Origin of the sequence: Methylobacterium brachythecii, from assembly GCF_014196345.1 — a bacterium.
Taxonomy (GTDB): domain Bacteria; phylum Pseudomonadota; class Alphaproteobacteria; order Rhizobiales; family Beijerinckiaceae; genus Methylobacterium; species Methylobacterium brachythecii.
Map to the genome: position 1 here is coordinate 731965 of NZ_JACIDN010000002.1, position 20304 is coordinate 752268.

At 65.9% G+C, this 20304-nt stretch carries 19 protein-coding genes; 9 read left to right on the plus strand and 10 right to left on the minus strand.

Annotated elements, in window-relative coordinates; translation table 11 throughout:
• Window positions 1–48 precede the first annotated feature (48 nt).
• Together frc (GGR33_RS07455) and GGR33_RS07460 are read left to right on the plus strand one after the other, a co-directional pair.
• On the plus strand, window positions 49–1329 hold the full coding sequence (gene frc / locus GGR33_RS07455; RefSeq protein WP_183503398.1) for a formyl-CoA transferase: 1281 nt from the start codon (window positions 49–51) through the stop codon (window positions 1327–1329).
• Between the two features lie 131 nt (window positions 1330–1460).
• Entirely contained in the window at window positions 1461–1640 is a 180-nt protein-coding gene (locus tag GGR33_RS07460; RefSeq protein WP_183503400.1) for a hypothetical protein, read from the plus strand.
• 34 nt (window positions 1641–1674) lie between these two features.
• Here the strand turns inward: GGR33_RS07460 and GGR33_RS07465 are convergent, their stop codons facing one another.
• The 4 genes from GGR33_RS07465 to GGR33_RS07480 form a co-directional block, all read right to left on the minus strand.
• Window positions 1675–1836: a hypothetical protein gene (locus tag GGR33_RS07465; RefSeq protein ID WP_183503402.1), complete on the minus strand. Its 162-nt coding sequence runs from the start codon at window positions 1834–1836 to the stop codon at window positions 1675–1677.
• A 182-nt stretch (window positions 1837–2018) separates the two neighbouring features.
• Window positions 2019–3803 carry a DEAD/DEAH box helicase family protein gene (locus GGR33_RS07470; RefSeq protein ID WP_183503404.1) on the minus strand — a complete coding sequence of 595 codons (1785 nt, stop codon included), beginning with the start codon at window positions 3801–3803 and terminating at the stop codon, window positions 2019–2021.
• Between the two features lie 30 nt (window positions 3804–3833).
• Window positions 3834–4115 (minus strand): hypothetical protein, encoded by a 282-nt coding sequence (locus tag GGR33_RS07475; RefSeq protein ID WP_183503406.1) that lies wholly within the window; start codon window positions 4113–4115, stop codon window positions 3834–3836.
• 41 nt (window positions 4116–4156) lie between these two features.
• Window positions 4157–4597, minus strand: coding sequence for a CBS domain-containing protein (locus GGR33_RS07480; protein ID WP_183503408.1), 441 nt, complete (start codon window positions 4595–4597; stop codon window positions 4157–4159).
• A gap of 373 nt (window positions 4598–4970) precedes the next feature.
• On the opposite strand from GGR33_RS07480, the gene oxlT (GGR33_RS07485) reads away from it, so the two are divergent.
• From oxlT (GGR33_RS07485) to GGR33_RS07500, 4 genes are all read left to right on the plus strand, one after another.
• Complete coding sequence (gene oxlT, locus GGR33_RS07485; RefSeq protein ID WP_183503411.1) at window positions 4971–6260, plus strand: oxalate/formate MFS antiporter; 1290 nt, start codon at window positions 4971–4973, stop codon at window positions 6258–6260.
• A gap of 306 nt (window positions 6261–6566) precedes the next feature.
• Window positions 6567–7895 (plus strand): oxalate/formate MFS antiporter, encoded by a 1329-nt coding sequence (gene oxlT / locus GGR33_RS07490; RefSeq protein ID WP_183503413.1) that lies wholly within the window; start codon window positions 6567–6569, stop codon window positions 7893–7895.
• A gap of 176 nt (window positions 7896–8071) precedes the next feature.
• Window positions 8072–9811 (plus strand): oxalyl-CoA decarboxylase, encoded by a 1740-nt coding sequence (oxc, locus tag GGR33_RS07495; RefSeq protein ID WP_183503414.1) that lies wholly within the window; start codon window positions 8072–8074, stop codon window positions 9809–9811.
• An 87-nt stretch (window positions 9812–9898) separates the two neighbouring features.
• Window positions 9899–10621, plus strand: coding sequence for an alpha/beta hydrolase (locus GGR33_RS07500; RefSeq protein ID WP_183503416.1), 723 nt, complete (start codon window positions 9899–9901; stop codon window positions 10619–10621).
• A 4-nt stretch (window positions 10622–10625) separates the two neighbouring features.
• Here GGR33_RS07500 and GGR33_RS07505 read toward each other — a convergent pair whose 3' ends face one another.
• From GGR33_RS07505 to GGR33_RS07515, 3 genes are all read right to left on the minus strand, one after another.
• Window positions 10626–11807 (minus strand): HPP family protein, encoded by a 1182-nt coding sequence (locus tag GGR33_RS07505; RefSeq protein ID WP_183503418.1) that lies wholly within the window; start codon window positions 11805–11807, stop codon window positions 10626–10628.
• 263 nt (window positions 11808–12070) lie between these two features.
• A complete protein-coding gene (gene frc, locus GGR33_RS07510) occupies window positions 12071–13321 on the minus strand; it encodes a formyl-CoA transferase (protein ID WP_183503420.1) in 1251 nt (416 codons plus the stop codon).
• A gap of 83 nt (window positions 13322–13404) precedes the next feature.
• On the minus strand, window positions 13405–13845 hold the full coding sequence (locus GGR33_RS07515) for a PAS domain-containing protein (protein WP_183503423.1): 441 nt from the start codon (window positions 13843–13845) through the stop codon (window positions 13405–13407).
• Window positions 13846–14098: 253 nt separating this feature from the next.
• Between GGR33_RS07515 and GGR33_RS07520 the strand changes: the two genes are divergently transcribed.
• Window positions 14099–14542 carry an OsmC family protein gene (locus GGR33_RS07520; RefSeq protein WP_183503425.1) on the plus strand — a complete coding sequence of 148 codons (444 nt, stop codon included), beginning with the start codon at window positions 14099–14101 and terminating at the stop codon, window positions 14540–14542.
• Window positions 14543–14559: 17 nt separating this feature from the next.
• Window positions 14560–14919, plus strand: coding sequence for a YybH family protein (locus GGR33_RS07525; protein ID WP_183503427.1), 360 nt, complete (start codon window positions 14560–14562; stop codon window positions 14917–14919).
• A gap of 70 nt (window positions 14920–14989) precedes the next feature.
• On the opposite strand, the gene GGR33_RS07530 is transcribed toward GGR33_RS07525, so the two are convergent.
• The gene (locus GGR33_RS07530; protein ID WP_284212033.1) at window positions 14990–16147 is read right to left on the minus strand and encodes a lytic murein transglycosylase; all 1158 of its coding nucleotides are present in this window, start codon (window positions 16145–16147) and stop codon (window positions 14990–14992) included.
• 179 nt (window positions 16148–16326) lie between these two features.
• Window positions 16327–17319, minus strand: a complete 993-nt coding sequence (galE, locus tag GGR33_RS07535) for a UDP-glucose 4-epimerase GalE (RefSeq protein WP_183503429.1) — start codon at window positions 17317–17319, stop codon at window positions 16327–16329.
• Window positions 17320–17531: 212 nt separating this feature from the next.
• On the opposite strand from galE, the gene GGR33_RS07540 reads away from it, so the two are divergent.
• Window positions 17532–18392: a UTP--glucose-1-phosphate uridylyltransferase gene (locus GGR33_RS07540; RefSeq protein WP_183503431.1), complete on the plus strand. Its 861-nt coding sequence runs from the start codon at window positions 17532–17534 to the stop codon at window positions 18390–18392.
• A 132-nt stretch (window positions 18393–18524) separates the two neighbouring features.
• Here GGR33_RS07540 and GGR33_RS07545 read toward each other — a convergent pair whose 3' ends face one another.
• A complete protein-coding gene (locus GGR33_RS07545) occupies window positions 18525–20198 on the minus strand; it encodes a formate--tetrahydrofolate ligase (RefSeq protein ID WP_183503434.1) in 1674 nt (557 codons plus the stop codon).
• Between the last annotated feature and the right edge of the window lie 106 nt (window positions 20199–20304).

Sequence of the window (20304 nt, forward strand, 5' to 3'; positions counted from 1 at the left end):
TGAAATCCCGGTCGAAGTATCGCAGAAGCATCTCCCTGGGAGGAGAGGATGACGAGCACGCCACTGCACGGGGTGAGAATCCTGGACTTTACGCATGTCCAGTCGGGTCCGACCTGTACGCAGCTTCTCGCCTGGTTCGGCGCCGACGTGATCAAGATCGAGCGGCCGGGCACGGGCGACGCCACGCGCCAGCAGCTCCAGGATCTCCCTGGCGTGGACAGCCTCTATTTCACGATGCTGAACCACAACAAGCGTTCGATCACGATCGACGCGAAGAACGCCCAAGGCAAAGAAGTGCTCTGGCGGCTGATCCGCGAATGCGACGTGCTGGTCGAGAACTTCGCCCCCGGCGCGCTCGACCGCATGGGCTTGACCTGGGAGAAGCTGCAGGCCGCCAATCCAGGCCTGATCCTCGCTTCGGTGAAGGGATTCGGGCCGGGCCGCTACCAGGATTGCAAGGTCTACGAGAACGTCGCGCAATGCGCGGGCGGCTCCGCCTCGACCTCGGGCTGGCGCGACGGCGTGCCGATGGTGACCGGGGCCCAGATCGGCGATTCCGGCACTGGGCTGCACTTGGCGCTCGGCATCGTCACGGCGCTGTTTCACCGTACGCAGACCGGTCAGGGCCAGCGCGTCGACTGCTCGATGCAAGACGGGGTGCTGAATCTCTGCCGCGTGAAGCTGCGCGACCAGCAGCGCCTCGAAAAGGGGCCGCTGCAGGAATACAGCCAGTTCGGCGAAGGCGTGGAGTTTGGTGAATCCGTGCCGCGGGCTGGAAACGATTCCGGCGGAGGCCAACCAGGCCGCATCCTGAAGTGCAAGGGCTGGGAGCAGGACCCCAACGCCTACATTTACTTCATCACGCAGGGCGCGGTCTGGGACCCGATTTGCGACATCATCGGTGAGCCCGGCTGGAAGACCGATCCGGACTACATGACGCCGAAGGCGCGTCTGCCGCATCTGAACGAAATCTTCACGCGCATCGAAGCGTGGACCATGAAGCACGACAAGTTCGAGGCGATGGACATCCTCAATGCCTACGACATCCCGTGCGGGCCGATCCTGTCGATGAAGGAGATCGCCGAGGACGAAGCGCTGCGGGCGAGCGGCACCGTGGTCGAGATCGAGCATCCGACCCGCGGCAGCTACCTCACCGTCGGAAACCCGATCAAGCTCTCGGCGAATCCGGTCGAGATCAAGCGGTCGCCTCTGCTCGGCGAGCATACCGACGAGATTCTGCGCGAGGTCTTGGGCTGCTCGGACGCCGAGGTCGACGCGATCCTCGGCTCGGGAGCGACGGGTCCGGTCCAGCGAGCCGCTGCCGAATAGCCCAGCGCACCGAACCGACGGGCATGCATGCACTATATTGACGAACTCGCCGTTGGTATGCCAGATACCAACCTTGATGCGGCAGTCGGCTGTGAAGGCCAGGACGCCGGGGCGGTGAGCGGAGGACGAGGATGATCGATTTCGTTTTCGACGAACCGTTGGCCATCCTCGCCGAGGCCTTCGGGCATGAGCCAAACGGAGACGCCCTGTCTCGCTATGATGGCGAGACAGCCCCTCCGATGCCAATCGCGGCCGCCGTTTTCACCGCGACGCGGGCCGAAGTCGTCATCTCCGCCGATCAGGCAGAGTGACTGCCGGCAGGCTTTCTGAGCGACTCAGCCGATCTCAGGCGGCGAGCTGCGCGTAGCGGCCGGCGCCCTGGAGATTGCCGTTGCGGCCGTCCTGGCTGGTCACGGCGTCGGCGGTCAGCTTGTCGGCGACCTTGACCACGAGCAGGGCCTGAAGAGCGAACAGGAGAACGAGAGCGACGAGTGCGGTGCCGAGCATGGTGGCCTCTGGAAGCAATATTGCGTTGCAATAGAGATAGCCCCGGCGTTTTTGGATATGAAGTACAAAATACCAGATACCGTTATGCGCAAAACGCATAGCACAGCATTTTTTTGCCGATTTTAATCCTTAGCGCGGCGCATTTCGCCGCTTTCTGCACTGCAGTGCAACAAAGCCAGCCATCATTGGGCTCGGGCGTCTTGCTCGGATCCCCACACGCCGAGCGTCGACGCATCCGCGCAGCGCAGCGTCTCTTCGATCGGCGGTGCATCGGCTTGGTCGAGAACGAGGCCGGCAGCCGTCAGAGCGGCGCGCATCTCGCCGTCTTCGCAGACCCGGACGAGGACGCTCCGGTCGAGCCCGATCAATCGCCTGTTCTCGAAGTGGGCGAAGACACGCCCTGTCCCCTGTTCCGCGAAACGGACGCTCGACAGACGCGAGAGACAGTCGCGCAGGAAGCCGGCGTTGCGCTCCGGCGCAAGGTCCGCACCGGCATAGACCTCTTCCGGCGCGTGCGCGTGGATATTGATTCGGCGGAAGCGGTCGATGTCGAGCATCCGCCGCGCATCGAGGATGGTGATGGCGCCGTTGCTGCCGAAGGCGATCGTGCGCGGGGTCTCGCCCAACGCGACGGTGTTGTCGAGGAACTCGAACGCCACCGCCTTGTCGGTCCGCAGCGCCCAGAGGAAGAACAGGCGCGGCATGCCGGCGAAGGCCTCGACGTTGTGCGCGAGCAGATCCTCGACCGCCTTGTAGCGGCCGAACTGCTCGCCGCGCTTCCAGGCGCGCTCCACCGTCGCCTCGGGCGGCGTCACCATGAACTGCAGATAGATGCGGTGCCCGAAGCGGGTCAGCAGCTGGCTGGTGCCGTCCCCGCGGGAATCCGCCGAGAAGCTGTCGAAGCGGAATCGGTCGATCAACAGGTGCGAGATCCGACCCTCGGCCGCCTTACGCGTCATGTAGCGGTCCAGCTTCGAATCGACGACCTCGACCTCGTGGCCGGTCAGCGGGCCGGCATAGCGCCGGGCCGAGCCGAGGCTGTCGTAGTCGAGCAGGAACTTGCGCCAGACGTCGGGCGTGATCACGGCGAAGTCGGACCAATCCGTACCGTTTCGCTCGGCGAGACCGCGCTGGTAGGGACGGATCGTGCTCTTGCCGGAGGCCGAAGCGCCCTTGACGTTCATCACCACCGGCTCGCTTTGGGCGCGGACGCGGCGATACCCCTCGCGTGCGACGATCTCGGCGATCCACGGGTCGATGGTCTCGCCGATCCGCCGGCTGCCATGGGCGTTCGAGACTAGGATGGCGGCAAGCTTGCCGAGCAGCGCCTTGTCGCGGATCAGGAAGCCCTGGCGGCCGATGAGTCCGGCGACGACGCAGCGCAACGCCTCGCGGACCTCCTGTTCGAGACTTCCCAGTGGACCGGCCGTCTCGTCGAGGCGGCGGCAGGCCCGCGTCTGCCAGTCCTCGGCAGGCTTCGGCGCGTCCCGTCGCCCGAACGGCCAAAACCCGCGCTTGCGGGCCGGGGACGCCTCCGGCGGATCGAGGAGCGCGGCGATCTCGCGCGCGATCAGCGCATCCGCCTCGGCGCGAACGGCGCGCAGGGTCTCGGCGACCTGCGGCATGCGATTCCCGATCCCATCGCGCAGGATCGTCGTCACGATGCGGCGGAAATTGACGCCGAGATCCGCATAGACGGCGCCGAGCGGCACCGACAGGTCGGCCATGACGCGGATCAGCACCGCATGGACGACGAGCCGCTCCGGGCGGAACAAGGCGAGCTGGGTGGCCTGAAGGCCGCTGAAATCGCTGAGCTCCTGGATCTCCGCGTAGGAGTTCTCGATGTTCTCGGCGCGAAAGATCGTGGCGAGCGGCCGGACATGCCGCGGCAGGCCGGAGACGATGCCCGGGTTCCAGGCATCGAAAGGGGCGTCCTCGGTCTCAGGGGCGGAGGTCGGCGCCGGCATCGTCCTACCAGCTCCCGCGCCCCGGTCGGATCAGGCCGCCGAGGCGTCGTCGATCGGCTCGAAGCGGGTCTGGTAGGCGTCGCCCCAGACGTCGTCGGCCTTTTTGTGCCAATCCTTGTCGAAGAACCGCTTGGCCTGGAACTCGCTGCTCCAGATGCAGACCGCGGTGATGCGGTTGTCGAGGACCCGCACGTGCCGGCTCTCGAGGCCGGAGGTGACGCCGGCGCGGGGGAGCATGTCCTTGCTCGAAAATCCGTGTTCGTTCTCTGCCGGGAACACCACGGGGCATTCGACGACGGTCAGATATTTCATCGGACGCTCTTCCGGCTTTCTCGATTGATCGGATGGGTGGCTCATGCGCGCAGGTCCGCGCAGGCGCAGTCCCAGATACTAAGGACTCCGCTGACCCGAAATCCATCCATCAGCGCGATATGATCGACCTTGCGGTCGCAAAAGGCCTGCAGCCGGTCCCGGGGTGAGGCGGCAACGTCGATCGCCGGGAAATCATGCTCGGTGATGAGCCAGACGCGGTGGCCGTAAACGTCGGGTCCGCGAGCGGACAGCGCTCGGAAGATGTCGCGCTCGGTCAGCAGTCCAACGACGCTGGCCTCCTGCCCGTGGCCATCGACCACGAGGAGGGCGCCCACACCGGACCGTGCGAGCAACCGGGCCGCGTCCCCGACGGAGCTGTCCACATGAACACGCGGTACGCCGACAGCGTCGCGCGCTTGGCCCGTTCCTCGGTCCACGGCGCTTCTCCCGATGGCCGCCACCTTTACGTGGGGACGATCCATGCTTCTCATCCTGGTATACAACATACCTGTTGTCAATTCTGGATTTTGAATTATGGTGCCAGAGTCGGTCAACGCAAGCGGAAGAATACAACCGCTGGCATTGATCGCAGCATTCATGTTTTTCGGTGTGGCCCGAAAGATTGATCGGGCCAGATTTCGCGTTCTTCGTCACTCTGGCGAAGACGAGTCCGGAAGAAGCAGGAGGGGGTTCGCCGAGTTCACCTTGAAATGGCTTTTCGCCCGCGGCGTTTGCGCAGGGGCTGAGCCGACGACCACGATTACAGGCTTTCGACACACAACGATCGAAGCCCAAGAACACAAACACTATCGGCCCAATAACGCCAGAAATTCCAAAGGCCTTAGGAGATAAACAATGGCTACCCCTTCTGTAACCGCGAGCGCGCCGCCGAGCGGCCGATGGCTGCAACTGATCTTCGGCGTCATCTGCATGTGCATGATCGCCAACATGCAGTACGGCTGGACCTTCTTCGTGAACCCGATCCAGGAGCGCCACGGCTGGGACCGCGCCGCGATCCAGGTCGCCTTCACGATGTTCGTCGTCACCGAGACCTGGCTCGTTCCGATCGAGGGCTGGTTCGTCGATAAATACGGCCCGCGCATCGTCGCGCTCGTCGGCGGCCTGCTCTGCGCCATCGGCTGGGTGATGAACTCCTATGCCGACTCGCTCACCATGCTCTACGTCGCCGCTGCGGTCGGCGGCACGGGCGCTGGCGCCGTCTACGGCACTTGCGTCGGCAATTCGCTCAAGTGGTTCCCGGATCGCCGCGGTCTCGCCGCCGGCATCACCGCGATGGGCTTCGGTGCGGGCTCCGCTCTGACCGTCGTGCCGATCCAGGCCATGATCAAGAACTACGGCTACGAGTCGGCGTTCTTCTACTTCGGCATCGGCCAGGGCGTGATCGTCATGCTGCTGGCTCTATTCCTCATCGCCCCGAAGAAGGGTGACGTGCCGGAAGTGGCCAAGGTCAGCCAGAGCAAGCGCGACTTCACGCCTGGCGAGATGGTGCGCACGCCGGTCTTCTGGATCATGTACATCATGTTCGTGATGATGGCGGCAGGCGGCCTGATGGCCACCGCGCAGCTCGGCCCGATCGCCAAGGACTTCCACATCATCGACACGCCGGTGAGCCTGCTCGGCATCACCCTTCCGGCGCTGACCTTCGCGGCGACCATCGACCGCGTGCTCAACGGCGTCACGCGACCGTTCTTCGGCTGGGTCTCCGACCATATCGGCCGCGAGAATACGATGTTCCTCTCCTTCGCCATCGAAGGTGTCGGCATCTACCTCCTGAGCGTGTTCGGCAACGACCCGTTCATGTTCGTGATCCTGACCGGTCTCGTCTTCTTCGCCTGGGGTGAGATCTACTCGCTGTTCCCTGCGACCTGCGGCGATACCTTCGGGTCGAAGTATGCGGCGACCAATGCCGGCCTGCTCTACACGGCCAAGGGGACGGCCGCGCTCATCGTGCCCTTCACCAGCATCCTGACCACGATGACGGGCTCCTGGCACGCGGTGTTCCTTGCCGCAGCCGCGATGAACATCCTCGCTGCGATCATGGCGCTCTTCGTGCTCAAGCCGATGCGGGCCTCCTACACCAAGGCGCCGGCTCCCCTGGGCGCAGTCCAGACTGCGCAGGCCTGACGACAACCTCCGCTGCCGGTCTCCCGACCGGCAGTCACATCAGACCAGCAACGCGCGCCGCGGCGGATTCGCCCGGCGCGCGTTGTCGTATTCAGGGAGCGATTCGCCCGGCACCCCGCGACGGTGTCCCTCGCAGAAAATCTTCTGGAAAATCGTTCGGATCCCGAAGTCCTCCGCAGTCGTCTCGTGCTGCAGGATATTACGTTCTGCGCATATCTTTAATCCTGGTATATTGCATACCTAGCGATCCCGTGCATGATGGCGCCGGTAAGGGCTCGAGAAGACCCTCAAAGGAAGGAATCCGGGATGGAACGCCAGGACGGGCTGACTTCAGCCGCTCACCCCGCGGCTGCGCCGCACGATGCCCCTTCGGCCAAGTGGTGGCAGCTCGCCTTCGGCGTGCTCTGCATGGCGATGATCGCCAACCTCCAGTACGGCTGGACGCTCTTCGTCGACCCGATCGACGCCAAGTTTCACTGGGGCCGCGCGGCCATCCAGTTCGCCTTCACCCTCTTCGTCGCCACCGAGACCTGGCTCGTTCCCGTCGAGACGTGGTTCGTCGATCGCTACGGCCCGCGGGTGGTGGTGTTCTTCGGCGGCGTGATGATCGCTCTCGCCTGGTTCATCAACGCGCACGCCGATTCGCTGGCTCTTCTGTATCTCGGTGCCGTGGTCGGCGGCATCGGTGCCGGCTCGGTCTACGGCACCTGCGTCGGCAACGCCCTCAAGTGGTTCCCGCACCGCCGCGGTCTCGCCGCGGGTGCCACCGCCGCCGGCTTCGGTGCCGGTGCGGCCATCACCGTGGTGCCGATCGCCAAGATGATCGCCACCAGCGGCTACCAGGATGCCTTCCTGTATTTCGGCATCGGCCAAGGCGCCGTCGTGGTCCTGCTCTCGTTCCTGCTCCGCAAGCCCTCGGTCGCGGTGCCGGTTCAGCGCAAGAGCCTGCGCCTGCCCCAGACCAAGGTCGACCGCACTCCGAAGGAAGCCGTGCGCACGCCGGTCTTCTGGGTGATGTACGCCATGTTCGTCATGGTCGCCTCGGGCGGCCTGATGGCGGCCGCGCAGATCGCCCCCATCGCCCACGACTACAAGGTCGCGGACGTCCCGGTGAGCCTGTTCGGCCTGCAGATGGCAGCGCTGACCATGGCGATTTCCCTCGACCGTATCTTCGACGGCTTCGGCCGCCCGTTCTTCGGTTGGGTCTCGGACAATATCGGCCGTGAGAACACGATGTTCATCGCCTTCTCCACGGCGGCGATCGCCATCATCGCGATGCTGAACTTCGGCACGAACCCCTACGTGTTCGTCTTCGCCACGGCGGTGTATTTCGGCGTGTTCGGCGAGATCTACTCGCTGTTCCCGGCGACCTGTGGCGACACGTTCGGTTCGAAGTTCGCAGCCAGCAATGCCGGCCTGCTCTACACGGCCAAGGGCACCGCGGCCTTCCTCGTGCCCTTCGCGAGCATGCTCTCGGCGGCCTATGGCTGGTCTGCGGTCTTCGCGCTGATCATCATCCTCAACGCCATCGCCGCCTCGCTCGCGATCTTCGTGCTGAAGCCGCTGCGTCGCCGCTACCTGCTCGAGGGTGCCGATGCGAAGGACGGCAAGGTCAGCTCCCTGACCCTCGCCTGATCGCGATACCCACACATCATGACGCCGGCCGGATCCGATCCGGCCGGCGTTTTCGTTGACCCCTATTTGGTATCTGGTATACCAGTCGCCTGGCTCAAAGCCGTAGGTGTCGATTCGGCCTGGTCCGAACCAGCAACTGCGGTGCGCCGACAAAAAATCACTCGGGAGGAAATGACATGTCCGCAGTGGCACATCTCGTCGATACGTCCGCATCTGCCGAAGCCGAACAGACCGACGGCTTCCACCTCGTCATCGATGCGCTCAAGCTGAACGGCATCGAGACGATCTACGGCGTGCCCGGCATTCCGATCACCGATCTCGGCCGCATGTGCCAGGCCGAGGGCATCCGCGTAGTCTCGTTCCGCCACGAGCAGAACGCCGGCAACGCCGCCGCCATCGCCGGCTTCCTGACCAAGAAGCCCGGCATCTGCCTCACCGTTTCGGCGCCCGGCTTCCTGAACGGCCTCACCGCCCTCGCCAACGCCACCACCAACTGCTTCCCGATGATCCTGATCTCGGGCTCCTCCGAGCGTGAGATCGTCGACCTCCAGCAGGGCGACTACGAGGAGATGGACCAGCTCGCCATCGCCAAGCCCCTCTGCAAGGCCGCCTTCCGCGTGCTGCACGCTGCCGACATCGGCATCGGCGTCGCCCGCGCCATCCGCGCCGCCGTCTCCGGCCGTCCCGGCGGCGTCTATCTCGACCTGCCCGCCAAGCTGTTCTCCCAGGTGATGGATGCCGAGGCCGGCGCCAAGTCGCTGGTCAAGGTGATCGACGCGGCTCCCGCCCAGATCCCGGCTCCGAGCGCCATTACCCGCGCCCTCGAGGAGCTCAAGAACGCCAAGCGTCCGCTGATCGTGCTCGGCAAGGGCGCCGCCTACGCCCAGGCCGACGACCTCGTGCGCGACCTCGTCGAGAAGAGCGGCATCCCCTACGTGCCGATGAGCATGGCCAAGGGCCTGCTCCCCGACACCCACCCGCTCTCGGCCGGTGCCGCCCGCTCGACGGCGCTCAAGGATTCCGACGTCGTCCTGCTCGTCGGCGCCCGCCTCAACTGGCTGCTCTCGCACGGCAAGGGCAAGACCTGGGGCGAGCCCGGCTCCAAGCGCTTCATCCAGATCGACATCGAGCCGCGCGAGATGGACTCGAACGTCGAGATCGTCGCCCCGGTGGTCGGCGATATCGGCTCCTGCGTTTCCGCCCTGCTCGACGGCATGGCCAAGGGCTGGACGGCCCCGCCGGCCGACTGGATCGAGACCCTGCGTACGAAGCGCGAGGCCAACGTCGCCAAGATGGCGCCGAAGCTGATGAAGAACACCTCGCCGATGGACTTCCACTCGGCTCTCGGTGCCCTGCGCACGGTGATCAAGGAGCGTCCGGACGCGATCCTCGTCAACGAAGGCGCCAACACCCTCGATCTCGCCCGCGGCGTCATCGACATGTATCAGCCGCGCAAGCGTCTGGACGTGGGCACCTGGGGCGTGATGGGCATCGGCATGGGCTTCGCCGTCGCCGCCGCGATCGAGACCGGCAAGCCGGTGCTCGCCGTCGAGGGCGACTCGGCCTTCGGCTTCTCGGGCATGGAGGTCGAGACGATCTGCCGGTACAATCTCCCGGTCTGCATCGTGATCTTCAACAACAACGGCATCTACCGCGGCACCGACACCGACCCGACGGGTCGCGATCCGGGCACCACGGTCTTCGTGCCGGGCTCGCGCTACGACAAGATGATGGAGGCCTTCGGCGGCGTCGGCGTCAACGTGACGACGCCGGACGAGCTGAAGCGCGCCGTCGACGCCGCGATGGATTCCGGCAAGCCGACCCTCATCAACGCCGAGATCGACCCCGCTGCCGGCAGCGAGAGCGGCAATATCGGCAGCCTCAACCCGCAGAGCGTGGTCAAGAAGAAAAAGTGAGGCGGCGCATCAGCATCGCCTGAACCGGGGCCGCAGCGTCACGCGCTGCGGCCCTTTCCATTTCACTCACCAGCGCAAGGGACGGCCATGAGCTCCACTGCGACGGAAACCCCTCCCCTCGATCCCCATCTCGCCGGACGCCTCGGCTTCCTGCACCGGCTCCCGACCGCCGAGCCGATCCCTGCGGGCCGCCACGAGCTCGGGCTCTTCACCGAGCGGGACGCGGTCCTCGTCGTTCCCGAGGGGATCGACGCGCGGAAGCCCGTGCCGCTCGTCGTACTGTTCCATGGCGGCGGCGGCAGCGCGGAAAAGATCCTGCCGATGCTCCAAGGGCATGCGGAGGCGCGCGGCTTCCTTCTACTGGCGCCGCAATCCATGCATCCGACCTGGGATCTGGTGATCGCCGGCAACGGACCGGATCGCGCACGTCTCGACCTGACCCTCGCCGTGCTCGCCCGGCACTTCATGCTCGACCCGTCGCGCATGGCCTTCGCGGGCCATTCCGACGGCGGCAGCTACGCCATGTCGATCGGCATCACCAACGGCGACATCGTCAGCCACGTGATCGTGTCGTCGGCCGGCTTCCTCTCCGTCCAGGCCCAGGCCGGGTCGCCGCGCATCTTCATCTCGCACGGCACGCAGGACGAGCAGATCCCGATCGACCGCAGCGGACGGGCCCATTCCCGGGCGCTGCGCGAGGCGGGCTATGACGTCACCTATGTCGAGTATGACGGACCACACGCCTACAACCCAGGCGTCGTGCGCCAGGCCGTCGACTTCTTCCTGCAGGATCCGCCGGCGGCGGCCTGACTCCTCAGCCGGCCACGGCCAACGGCGTGGTGTCGTTGTCGCCGCGGCTGGCCATATCGGCCAGCATCGCGCCCACGAGATCGGTCTGAGCGACGACACCGACTAGGCGGCCATCCGCCGCGATCACCGGTGCGTGGTGGAGACCGGCCTGGGTCATCTCCAGAGCCGCCTCGCTCGCGACCGTCTGCGGATGCAGCGTCGCGAAATGCTTGGTCATCACGTCGGCGACCGAGCCGTGCGGTGCCCGCCCGCGCTCGACGGTGAGCCGGACGCGGCGATCGAAGGCGAGGCGCGGTCCGCGCTTATCCCAGACCGCCTTGTCGATCAGGTCGGTCTGCGTGACGACACCGAGCACCCGCGCATTCTCGTCGGTCACCGGGAGCATGGTGACGCGGTAGCGCCGCAAGGTGTCGAGCGCCTCGCGCAAGGACGTCTCCGGCGCGATCGCGCGAACCTCCAGCGACATCACGGCGGCGCAGGTCGTCTGGCCCGAGCGGCGCAGCGAGGCGTGGATCTGCGCGCGCCGCAGGATCGCCTGCAGGTCGCCGCGGCCGATATCGAGCACCTCGTCGACCTCGCTCAGCGCGGCGTCGACGTCGGCGGCGGTCAGGCCGCCGGCGGAAGCAGGCCCCGCATTCGCATCGTTGGCCGGCTGTTTCGGCGCGACATGCGGGTAGGAGCGTCCGGTAAGGTTGTTGAACACAAGAGCCGTCGTCAGCAGCAGGGCCGAGTTCACGCCGACCGGCCAGAGCACGAAGCCGTAGCCGAGTTCGCGGATCACCGGGCCCCCGAGCACGGCGGTCAGCGCGACGGCGCCGCTCGGCGGATGCAGGCAGCCGAGCAGCATCATCAGCGCGATGGCCACGGAGCCGGCGACCGCACAGGCGAGAATCGGGTCTGATATGCTGGCGGCGGCGGTCACGCCGACGAGCGCCGAGACGAGGTTCCCGCCGAGGATCGACCAGGGCTGTGCCAGCGGGCTCGACGGCACCGCGAAGAGCAGGACGGCGGAAGCGCCCATCGGGGCGATCAGCGTCGGCAGCGCGGTTCCCGAACCGACGGCGAGATGCGCGACCAGCCCGGTGACGAAAAGCCCGATCATGGCCCCGCAGGCGGAGCGGACACGCTCACGCGGACTGACGGAGGGCAGTTCCGGCACGAAACGGCGCAGGAAAGGGCTCTGCATCGGCGGTGACCTCGGTGCTGCGATGGGGCGTCCTGAAACGGGTCTCAGCGGCTCGCTACGCGGGCAAAAGCCGCACGGAAACCGCCAAGGTTGCATGGCCGGGTAAAGAAAAGCCGGGCCGACGGAGTCGGCCCGGAGTTGAAAAGGACGGGTCTTGGGCTCTTCCCACCGATCCATCCTTCCTGGGAGAGGAGAAACCAGGATGGTCCGGAACCGAGGGCAGCGGCGCGCGCCGCCCTCTCGCCGGGCTTCAGGCCGTCGTGTCAGACGGCCTTCGCGTCATGCAGTTCTGCGATCTGCTGCTGGGTATAGCCCAGATCCTTCAGAACCTCGTTGGTGTGCTCGCCGAGCAGCGGCGAAGCCTTGATGTTGACCTTCAAGTCCGAGAACTTGATCGGGCTTCCGACGGTCAGGTACGAGCCGAGCTTCGGATGCTGCACTTCGGCAATGGTGCCGCTCTCGCGCAGGGACTTGTCGTTGGCGATCTCCTTCATCGACAGAACCGGCGAGCACGGGATGTCGAACTTGCGCAGAATGTCGACGGCCTCGAACTTGGTCTTGTCGGCGAGCCACTCCTCGATCGTCTTGAAGATGTCGAAGATCTTGTCCTGGCGAGCGCGGGCGGTGTTGTAGGCCGGATCGTCGATCCACTCTTCCTTGCCGAGCGCCTTACAGATCGGGGCCCAGGCATGGCCCTGGATCGTGAAGTAGATGTAGGCGTTCGGGTCGGTCTCCCAGCCCTTGCACTTCAGCACCCAGCCCGGCTGGCCGCCGCCGCCGGCATTGCCGCCGCGCGGAACCACGTCGCCGAACTCGCCATGCGGATACTGCGGGTACTCCTCGAGGTAGCCGAGGGCATCGAGGCGCTGCTGGTCGCGCAGCTTAACGCGGCAGAGGTTGAGCACCGAATCCTGCATGGACACGGCGACCTTCTGACCCTTGCCGGTCTTATCCTTGTGGCGGAGCGCCGTGAGGATGCCGATGGCGAGGTGCATGCCGGTGTTCGAGTCACCGAGAGCGGCGGCCGAAACGGTGGGCGGGCCATCCCAGAAGCCGGTGGTGGAAGCGGCGCCGCCGGCGCACTGGGCAACGTTCTCGTAGACCTTCAGGTCCTCGTAGTGGTGGCCGTCCGAGAAGCCCTTCACCGAGGCGAGGATCATGCCCGGGTTCAGCTCCTGGATGCGCGCCCAGGAGAAGCCCATGCGATCGAGGGCGCCGGGGCCGAAATTCTCGACCATGACGTCCGACTCGCGGATCAGCTTCTCGAGGACTTCCTTGCCCTGCTTGGTCTTGGTGTCGAGGGTCAGCGAACGCTTGTTCGAGTTCAGCATCGTGAAGTAGAGCGCGTCGGCATCTTCCACGTGGCGCAGCTGGCTGCGGGTGACGTCACCGGCGCCGGGACGCTCGACCTTGATCACGTCCGCGCCGAACCAGGCGAGGAGCTGCGTGCAGGCAGGACCGGCCTGGACGTGCGTGAAGTCGATGATCTTGATGCCTTCCAACGGCTCGCTCATTGTTGCTTTCTCCCTGTCTTTCGATCTCGTTGCGGTTCAGGTAAACTCTTGTCGAAACTGCCATAATTGGCAGTTTCTGCGGGCTAGACCGAAGCTGGCTTCAGTTCTGCCTCGAGGTCGGAGACACGGCGTTTCAGGCGCCGCTCCTCCTCCCAGCGCGCGGTCTCGTCGCGGATGATCGCGGCGATCCCGGTGACCTCTCCGTCGGCGCCGTGGAGCATGCCGACGGTGAAGGCGATCGAGAGCTGGTGCCCGTCCTTGTGCAGCGCGGGGACCTTCAGAACGTCGGCGCCGTACTTGGTGGTGCCGGTGCTCATGCTCTTGTGGTAGCCGTCCCAGTGCCGGCGGCGGTGCCGGTCGGGCGTGATCAGGTCGAGGCTCTGGCCGAGGGCCTCGGCTTCGGAGAAGCCGAAGATCCGCTCCGCGGCCGGATTCCACACGACGATCAGTCCCTCACGATCGGAGATGACGACACCATCGCCGATCGCATCGACCAGTCCCGACACGTCGAACGTCGACGGCATGTCAGACCGAGTGCCGCACGCGCCGAAGGGCTGGGCAAGGATCGGTCATGGCGTTTGTCCTCCCGTTTGCCGTGGCGAGGGCTCTCCCCCCGTCCGGTGACTCGGTGATTGGCATCTGGTATACCAGACACAGAAGATGGGTCAAGGCCGTCTATCCGCGTACTGAAACGGCTGGGGATACCGAGGCCGGTACCATTCGTTGTGAGGGCATGATCCGGCCCAGAAGCACGGATCGAGGGAGGATCGAGCCGGCATGGCTCAGCAACCGACGATCACCATCACTCAGGTCGATGGCTTCAAGTTCCTGGTCGATTTCGGGGAGGCCTTCCCCGATCTCGTGACCGACGAGCCGGAGCCGATCGGCCGCGGGGCGGGCCCCTCACCGGAACAACTGGTCATCGCGGGGGTCAGCAATTGCCTCTGCGCCAGCCTCGCCTTCGCGCTGGGTAAATTCCGGCAGGAGGGCGGAGGAGTCTCGGCCCGTGCCGCGGCGCGGATTGAGCGCAATGCCGAGCAACGGCTGCGGATCGGCGGCATCGACGTAGAGATTACGCTCGGTGCGGCGGCGGCGGCGATGCCGCGGATCGACCAGGTCCTCGCTCAGTTCGAGCGGTTCTGCACCGTCTCGGAGAGCGTGAAGACCGGGATTCCTGTCGCGGTCACCGTCCGTGACACCCTCGGGGAACGCCTCAAATAGCCACAGGAGAACGCCTGATGACGGATCATCACCACGGGGCCCGCGAGCCCCGCGAACTCGCCGGCCTCTTCAACGCCCGCGCCAATGCCGGCGACGTCGAGGGTCTGGTCGCCCTCTACGAGCCCGAGGCCGTCCTTGCAGCGGGCGACGTCGTCGCGACTGGCCACACGGAGATCCGCCGGTTCTATACCGACCTTCTCGCGCGGAAATCGGAGTTTCCCGCCGCCGAGGAATTGCCGGCCATCGTCAACGGCGACCTGGCCCTGACCTTCGCTCGCCTCCCCAACGGCTCCCTGTCCGTCGAGGCGGCGCGCCGGCAAACGGACGGCACGTGGCGGTGGGCAATCGACCAGCTGAAGATCAAGCCGAAGGCCTGAGCCTGCTCCACCTCTTTGAATCGATCATGTTTTTTGGGTTTCGATGGATTCCATCGACACGCAACATGATCTACCGGCCGCCGCTCACATGCGCGAGCAGGGCCGGGCTGGCATAGCCATCCGCAGGAAGGCCGGATTTGATCTGGTACTGCCGCACGGCCTCTCGCAGCTTGGGACCGGCCCGGCCGTCGAAGTCGCCCTTGTAGAAGCCGGCGGCCGCCAACCCTTCCTGCAGTGATTTCAGGCCCGCATTGTCGAGCCGCGCGGCGCCGGTCGGCCACGGGGCCGCAAGCGCCGGGGCACCCGAGAGTCGGTCGGCGAGATGGCCGACCGCCAGCGCGTAGGAATCGCTCGTGTTGTAGACCCGGATGACCTCAAAATTGTCGGTGATCAGGAAGACCGGTGCCCCCAGGCCGCCAGGCAGGAACAGGCTGCCGGTCCCTGTGGCCGGGAGCGCCTTGCCGTCGGTGCGCTTCACGCCGCGCCGGCCGAACTCGGCGAGATCGCCCCGGTAGCGGGTCAGGTCGAAATCCGGCGGCAGGCGCACCTCGTAGCCCCAGGAATAGGCCCGGTTCCAGCCGATCTCCTGCAGGTAATGCCCGATCGAGGCCAGGGAATCGGCCTGGGAGCCCCAGATGTCGCGATGGCCGTCGCCATCGAAATCCACCGCGTACTTCAGGAAGACGGACGGCAGGAACTGTACCTGCCCCATGGCGCCAGCCCAGGAGCCCTTCATCTTGTCGGGGGTGATGTCGCCCCGCTGGAGGATGTCGAGGGCGGCGAGCAGTTCGGGGCGGAAGAAGTCGCCGCGATGCCGCGCATAGGCGAGGCTCGCCAGCGACCGCACGATCGGCAACGTGCCGGGACTGGTGCCGAAATCCGACTCGACGCCCCAGAAGGCGAGCATGATCCAGCGTGGCACGCCGGTCTTCGCCTCGATCTTGCCGAGGGTGTCGGAGAGCCGCGCGGCGTGGGTGCGGCCCCGGTCGAGCCGCCCCGGCGAGATCGCGCCGACGAGATACTCCCAGACCGGCCGGCTGAACTCGCCCTGCTTCTTGGTGCGGCCGATGACGTCGAGGTCGGGGGTCGTGACGTCGCGGAAGGCGGCGTCGAAGGTTTGCTGAGAGACGCCGCGGGCCCGGGCCCCGGGGCGCAGGCCGTCGATGAAGGCGCGGAAGTCGGCATCGGCCGCGAGGGCGCGGTGGCTGCCGCCAAAGACGAGTGTCACCGCTGCTGTCAGCAGGGAGCGGCGGTCCCATACGGGCGGCCATCCCCTCCCCCTTGCGGGGAGGGGTAGGGTTTGGGGTCGTCCAGGATCGAGCGCAGGGGTGCGTTCTGCACCACCCCCACCTCCACCTCCTGCCCGCAAGGGGGAGGAGAGCGCCCGTGACATCATCCCCAAGGGCATCACTTCCGGTTCCGCTTGCCCAGCGCATCCTCCCAGGCCATCGCCTGCCGGACGATGCCATCGAGATCGTCGTGTTTCGGAGTCCAGCCGAGCTCGTTCCGGATGCGGTCGGCCCCGGCGATGATCTGGGCAGGATCACCGGCGCGGCGCGGCGAGATCCGTACCTCGAAATCCTTGCCCGAGACGCGCTTCACCACATCGACCACCTCCAGCACGGAGTAACCGCGCCCGTAGCCGCAATTCAGCGTCAGGCTCTCGCCGCCCTTCCGAAGGTGATTGAGCGCCACGAGATGAGCCTCGGCGAGGTCTGAGACCTGGATGTAGTCTCGCAGGCACGAGCCGTCCGGCGTCGGGTAATCGGTGCCATAGACCTCGAGATGCGTGCGCTGGCCCAAAGCCGCCTGCGTCGCCACCTTGATCAGATGCGTCGCGTTCGGCGTCGATTGGCCGGTACGGCCGCGCGGGTCGGCGCCGGCGACGTTGAAGTAGCGCAGGATGACGTAGCTGAAGCCATGCGCCTTGGCCGCGTCGGCGATCATCCATTCGCTCATCAGCTTGGAGCGGCCATAGGGGTTGATCGGGTTGGTCGTCAGGGTCTCCGGAACGGGCACGACCTCTGGCTCGCCATAGACCGCGGCGGTCGAGGAGAAGATGACGTGCCGCACGCCCTCCTTCACCGCCGTCTCGATCAGCGCCCGCGTCTTCACGGTGTTGGCGAGGTAGTAATGCAGCGGGTCGGCCACCGAATCCGGCACCACGATCCGTGCCGCGAAATGCGCCAGCGCCTCGACCTTGTGCTCACGGATGGTCTTGGCGACGAGGTCCTGGTCGGCGATGTCGCCGACCACCAGCGTCACCTCTGGAGGCAATGCCCATTCGAAGCCGGTGGAGAGGTCGTCGATCACCACGACGTCGTCGTGCCCCGCATCGATCAGCGCCAGCACCATGTGGCTGCCGATGTACCCAGCGCCCCCCGTGACCAGTACCGCCATGATGTGAAAATCCTCCTCTGAGCCGCTGGACGCTACACAATGGCATGCGCCTGATGAAGCGAGTTTGTCGCCACTCTCGAACCACCCATCGGGAGGAGATCCATAAATCTCAAGGCTTAAGCCAGGCTGGACGGTGAATTGGGCCGGCCCCATGTTATGTAAAGCTGAGCAACACCAGTTCCCGACGCATGCCACCAACGGGTCCGACATCGATGAAGAGAATTCGCAAGGCCGTCCTCCCCGTCGCCGGCCTCGGCACGCGCTTCCTGCCGGCCACCAAGGCCGTGCCGAAGGAGATGCTCACCGTGGTCGACCGGCCGGTGGTTCAGCACGTGGTGGACGAGGCCAAGGCGGCTGGCATCGAGCACTTCATCTTCGTCACCGGCCGCGGCAAGGCGGTGATCGAGGACCATTTCGACATCGCCTACGAACTCGACGCGACGCTGCAGGAGCGCGGCAAGACGGCGGCCTTCGAGGAGTTGAAGAGGGACCTGCCCAAGGCCGGTCAGACCAGCTTCACCCGCCAGCAGGCGCCGCTCGGCCTCGGCCACGCGGTCTGGTGCGCCCGCGAGATCGTAGGCGACGAGCCTTTCGCGGTGCTGCTTCCGGACATGCTGAGCCCGGGCTGCATGGGCCAGATGCTGGCGGCTTACGAGCAGCACGGGGGCAACGTCATCGCCGTCGAGGAGGTGAAGCCCGAGGAGACGCATCAATACGGCATCGTCTCCGTGGGCGAGACCTACGGCCAGACCTTCGAGATCACCGGCATGGTCGAGAAGCCGAAGCAGGGCACCGCCCCGTCGAACTTCATCATCTCCGGCCGCTACATCCTGCAGCCCGAGGTCTTCTCGATCCTGGAACACGGCAAGAAGGGCGCCGGCGGCGAGATCCAACTCACCGACGCGATGATCGACCTGATGGCCGATCAGAAGTTTTTCGGGATGCGCTACGAGGGCAAGACCTACGACACCGGCTCGAAGATCGGCTTCCTCACCGCGAACATTGCCTATGGGCTGCAGCGGCCGGACTTGAAGGATGCACTGGTGGCGGAGATCAAGGCGCTGTTGGGGTAGACCAAGCGCATTCCTCTCCCCCTTGCTGGGAGGGGCAAGGGGTGGGGGTCGCTCAGGATCGAGCACCGCAGTGCTGCCTGCACGCCCCACACCTCCAACTCCTCCCCGCAAGGGGGAGGAGAGCAGGTCGCGCTAAAACAGCCCGTCGATCTGGCCGTTCTCGTCGAGCCGGATGGTATCCGCGGCCGGGACCTTCGGCAGGCCCGGCATCGTCATGATCTCTCCGCAGATCACCACCACGAAGCCCGCACCGGCCGAGAGTCGGACGTCGCGCACGGTGATGGTGTGGCCGGAAGGCGCGCCCATCAGGGTCGGGTCGGTCGAGAACGAGTACTGCGTCTTGGCCATGCAGACCGGCAGGTCGCCATAACCGTCCTTCTCGAAGCCGGCGAGCTTGGTGGCGGCCTTTCCGTCGATCGAGATGCCTGAGGCGCCGTAGAGCTTGGTCGCGATCGCCTTTACCTTGTCAGCGAGCTTGGCGCTGGTCTCATAGGCGAAGGTCAGCGGCTTCTGCTCGCCCTCGGCGAGCTTCACCACGGCATTGGCCAGACCCTCGGCGCCGGCACCGCCGTCAGCCCAGTGCTTGCAGGTGAGCGCCTCGACCTGGAGCTTGTCACGGCACAGCTCTTTGAGCTTGGTGTGCTCGGCGTCCGTATCCTGGAAGAAGTGGTTCACGCCGACCACGACCGGCAGGCCGAAGCTGCGCACGTTCTCGACGTGGCGGGCGAGATTGGCGAAGCCCTTCTCGAGCGCCTCGAGGTTCTCGGTGGCGAGGCTCTTCTTGTCGACGCCGCCATGCATCTTGAGCGCCCGCACGGTGGCGACGATCACGACGGCCGAGGGCTGTAGGCCGGTCTGCCGGCACTTGATGTCCAAGAACTTCTCGGCGCCGAGATCGGCACCGAAGCCGGCTTCGGTCACGACGTAATCGGCGAGCTTGAGGCCGGTCTGGGTGGCGATCACCGAGTTGCAGCCATGGGCGATGTTGGCGAAGGGGCCGCCATGGATGAGGGCCGGGTTGCCTTCGAGGGTCTGCACGAGGTTCGGCTGCAGAGCGTCCTTGAGCAGCACGGTCATGGCGCCGGTCGCCTTAACCTGGGCCAGCGTCACCGGCTTGCGATCACGCGTCTCGGCAATGACGATCTTGCCGAGGCGCGCTTCGAGGTCGGCGAGATCCTTGGCGAGGCAGAACACCGCCATGACCTCGGAGGCCACGGTGATGTCGAAGCCGTCCTCACGCGGAAAACCGTTGGCGACGCCGCCGAGCGACTGGTTGATGGAGCGCAGCGCCCGGTCGTTCATGTCGACCACACGGCGCCAATGGATGCGGCGCACGTCGATGTTGAGCTCGTTCGCCCAGTAGATGTGGTTGTCGATCAGCGCGGCGGCGAGCGAGTGCGCCGAGGTGATCGCGTGGAAGTCGCCGGTGAAGTGCAGGTTGATTTGCTCCATCGGCACGACCTGCGCCTTGCCGCCGCCGGCCGCGCCGCCCTTCATGCCGAAGCACGGGCCGAGCGAGGGTTCGCGCAGACAGGCCACCGTCTTCTTGCCGACGCGGTTCAGCGCGTCCGACAGGCCGACCGTCGTCGTGGTCTTGCCCTCGCCGGCAGGCGTCGGCGAGATCGCGGTGACAAGGACGAGCTTACCCTGGCTCTTGCCGTCCAGCGACTTGATGAAGTCGTGGTCGATCTTGGCGATGTGCTTGCCGTAATTGTGGAGCGCCTCGTCCGGAATGCCGATCTTAGCGGCGACCTCGGCGATGGGCTTCAGCGTCGCCGCGCGGGCGATCTCGATATCTGAGGGCATTTCCTCTCCTTGTCCTTTTAGGGGCCGGCCATCGCCGGGATCTCGGGGCACGCGCTGGCGTACGCGGCCATCACCGAGGTCCTCAGTGGCCGAGATAAAGGCTTCC